The following is a 3,730-nucleotide window of genomic DNA, read 5'->3' on the forward strand; positions in this document are numbered from 1 at the left end:
ACTCAATCGGCATCCAAAAAGGCCACATCTAACCCCGCGACACGCCGATAGCAGACACACATTTTGTCGCTTAACCCGAATTTATGGGGGATTTGGGTTAAGATACGAAAAGCCCCTGGCCTACGGTACTGTTCCCGCTGGTCAGGGGGTTAAGGTGGTGCGCCATCAGGGAATCGAACCCCGAACCCACTGATTAAGAGTCAGTTGCTCTGCCAATTGAGCTAATGGCGCTTGTTGTCTTGGAGGCTGTCCTCGTTGGCAACGTTGAATACAGTAACACTAAGGTTTGCAAGGTGTAAAATCGCCAGGTCAGCGTGGTTATTTTCGATCGTTATGGAACGGTTATCGTTTCGGGTCGCTGTAAAGTAGCGTTTCGTTGCGCTGGGGCGATAGTGTTGTTGGTTGCTAAAACTTCGGGTGTTGTGAGGAAGCGAGAAACGTGACAAACATGCGCCGGTCTCTCATGGGTGTTGGTCTCGTCGCTGTGTTGGCGGTGGGTGTGGTTGGGTGCTCGTCAGACGCGGGTCAGGGCATCAATCAGGTGGCGGAAACCACTGGTCAGACGACCGTCAAGCCTGAGCCGCCGGCGTTTTCGGTGAAAGATGAGGAGACCGACGTCGAACCCCTCGACCCGATCACGGTGAAGTCTGAAGCCGGACTCGAAGAAGTCGAGATGACGAATGAGGACGGCAAAGTTATCGAATCGTCCTTCAATGACGACCACACCGAATGGGAAGTCACCGAACCGCTCGGATACGGCCGCTACTACACCATCGTGGCGAAGGATAAGGCTGGCCAGAAGAAGACCGTGAGCTTCTCCACGGTCGTTCCGGCGGCAACCACGAACGTCTACATGGGCCCGCTGGAGGGTTCGACGGTCGGTGTTGCGCAGGCAATCACCTTCCGTTTCGACGTCCCCATCCAGGACACGAAGGCGCTCGAGGAACTCATCGATATTGAGACTTCGAACGACACCGAGGGTGGCTTCTTCTGGCTGGACCCATACGAGCTGCGTTGGCGCCCGAAAGAGTTCTGGGAGCCCGGCACCACGGTAAAGGTGACGGCCGACCTCTACGGCAAGGACCTCGGCGGCGGTGTTTACGGTGCGCAGGACAACGAAACCACCTTTGAAATCGGCGATGAGGTGAAAACCGTCATCGACAACAATGAAAAGGTGTTGCGTGTCTACCAAAACGGTGAGCAGATCCGCTCGTTCCCGGTCTCGCTTGGTACTGACTTCCAGTACGACACGCCGAACGGCACCTACGTCGTCGGTGACGAGCACACCTCACTCGTGATGGACTCCCGCACCTTCGGCCTCGGGCTGGGGCAGGGCGGCTACGTCACCCCGGTCGACTACGCCACCCAGCTGTCCTACTCGGGCATCTACGTCCACTCCGCACCGTGGGCGGTATGGGCGATGGGGGCCACGAACCAGTCGCACGGCTGCGTCAACGCTACGTATGCGGACGCGCAGTGGTTCCAAGAGACCGTGAAGCGGGGCGATCCGGTCGTTGTGAAGAATACGAACGGTGGCACCCTCAACGGCTACGACGGCCTTGGCTACTGGAACCTGGACTGGGAGCAGCGCTCCGGCGGTTCAAAGGACCCGAACGCTTAAGTCGGTCTGTTAGAAAAAGTTCCCGAGCAGGACTCGAACAAGATGCACCTACCCTACAAGGCAGCGGAATCGCTGGAGGTAATGACTACACTGATGACGTGGTGCTGTCTACTCGGGACAGGTGCGGGACCCCTGTGGTACTACGACGCGGTTGGTACACCCCGGATGCTAAAAGGGGAAAAGGGGGTCCTTGGGGCTATGACAAGATCAGGCATAAGCACGGAATTTGGAACCTATATACGATAAACAAGTACTTTAAAGGGCTCTGCGAAGCGAGGATGGAAGGTACCGACCGTATCTATGAAACTCCTATCTATGAGGCTCTCCGTACAAATGACGGAAAGAAGATTGGACCTGGCAGATCGTTCGAACTTCGAGCAGTAATAGAAACTACAGTGTGGGTCCCTGGCGGACTAGAGCCACGTGGGGTGAAGACAATGTTCCCGCTACGTGAGTCCAATGATGGCAGCGACGTGGTTCCCCAGTGGTTCAATATTGAGAAAAACATAGATTAAAACAGGCGCGGTGAGGCAGGGGGTAAATGATTAACCGTGGCCGGTTCGTGGAATATAAAGCTCTGTGCCCATCTTTTTGTCTGCCTTCGCTCTCCTCAATTCTATAAAGCGTTGAGGCGTGTTGTCGTTAACGGTTCCGAGCCATTTTATTTTATCTCCGCAACCGTAGTCTAAATCCCCGGCGAATGGATCACCGGCAAGCTGATCTGCCCAGGCCTTGACAGCAGTATCTTCTTCCGATGAGACTCCCCCAGTACTCGGTATTGGGGGCATTTCCATGCCAACATACGCAAGTCCTTTCGTGGACATTACTGAGAATACGCAGTAGACGTACTGAGCCGTTCTCCAAGCTGCCCGTAGCTCGACAGCTCCGGAAGAAATGAGGTTTTCTTGAGCAAAATACCGCTTTAAAAGCGAATTCATGTAATAGGCAAAAGACGTTATGTTCCAATTGTCTACCATGTTTTACTCCTCGTATTCGCGCTACTGACAGTCAATGCAGCTTCCGCAGTCCATACCAACTGCATAGTACCTCTGAGTACTTTAGTGCCCAGAGGCTTATCTACATGGTACGTTCGCTACAGGTTCGTCGTTCTAACAGCCAGTCAGACAAGAAGGAACCGTGGCGTAGTTTCGGGATAGCCACATCGACGGTGCTGACCCGTGTATCCAGTAGTCGGTGGCGGTAGCCGTTGCGGTGGTTGACGCGGTTGTCGCTGGTGGTGCCGTAGTCAGCGCTGCCGACAGTATCGTCTTGGGAAGATAGAATTTGGTTGATGAAATCACCGAGCATCTGACGCGACAGATCGGGTGATGCTTGAGTGAGTAGCTCTTCGAGGTATGCTTTTGGTTGCCAGTTGTGTCGGCACCGGGGGCTTAACTGTGAGAAGCGGGTCGAATAGCGGAGTTCTCCGCTAGGAGGTGTAAAAATTCCTCTGGGTCTTTAACCGTCAAGCGAATGGGTCTTCCGATATTGCGGTGTAGGAGGATATTTGCAGAACCGGCATGGAATGAAATAGTGCCATCCAGGAAGTGAACCCCAAACGTTTGGGATTCGAGTATGGGGCCCGAGGGAAGGATCTCCGCCCCCTTCAGAGATTCCAAACGAACGTTGCTAACTGGAATGCCAAGAACTGAAATCCGAAGGATTTCATCATTCAGCAACACCCCGACATTAAAGAAAATTGCCAGAGACACTAAAAGACCGCATGTGATAAAGGCGGTTTGATCTCTTCTGGTCAAGAAGTAGACACACAATAAGAGTACTGCGAAGATAAGTACGATCCGACTAAAATTATATCCAAATACTCTTGATCGATAACTTGAACCAGTCATGAATATCACTCAACTTCCTTCCAACTATCTTCATGGGTAGTAAGGCGAAAATCACCACTGAGCCCGGGAACTTTTTTGGGTTTCAGGCCCATTTCGGTCGACTAGCACATGTGTTTTCCCAGGTCTCGACGCCTGTCCATGAAGAACGTTCCCCGCTCATCGAAAGCTCCGGGAACAATTCTTGGCTTAAGGGACATTTTGTGTGTATAAATCTATCTGGTTTCCTGGGATGACCTCGGCCAACAACCAGATATGGTTT

2 protein-coding genes, 1 tRNA gene and 1 pseudogene are annotated in these 3,730 nt (G+C 53.0%); 1 reads left to right on the forward strand and 3 read right to left on the reverse strand.

What is annotated here, in order from left to right:
- Positions 1–155: 155 nt before the first annotated feature.
- Positions 156–231: transfer RNA gene (locus KBX14_RS11090), tRNA-Lys, on the reverse strand.
- A 217-nt stretch (positions 232–448) separates the two neighbouring features.
- Here KBX14_RS11090 and KBX14_RS11095 point away from each other — a divergent pair.
- Positions 449–1,621 (forward strand): Ig-like domain-containing protein, encoded by a 1,173-nt coding sequence (locus KBX14_RS11095; RefSeq protein ID WP_256042558.1) that lies wholly within the window; start codon positions 449–451, stop codon positions 1,619–1,621.
- A gap of 545 nt (positions 1,622–2,166) precedes the next feature.
- Here the strand turns inward: KBX14_RS11095 and KBX14_RS11100 are convergent.
- Positions 2,167–2,598, reverse strand: coding sequence for a hypothetical protein (locus KBX14_RS11100; RefSeq protein ID WP_083329376.1), 432 nt, complete (start codon positions 2,596–2,598; stop codon positions 2,167–2,169).
- A gap of 103 nt (positions 2,599–2,701) precedes the next feature.
- Positions 2,702–2,986: pseudogene (locus KBX14_RS11105) on the reverse strand (transposase); the annotation flags it as partial.
- Positions 2,987–3,730 lie beyond the last annotated feature (744 nt).

Source organism: Corynebacterium sp. CCUG 61414, assembly GCF_024453945.1.
Classification (GTDB): domain Bacteria; phylum Actinomycetota; class Actinomycetes; order Mycobacteriales; family Mycobacteriaceae; genus Corynebacterium; species Corynebacterium pseudogenitalium.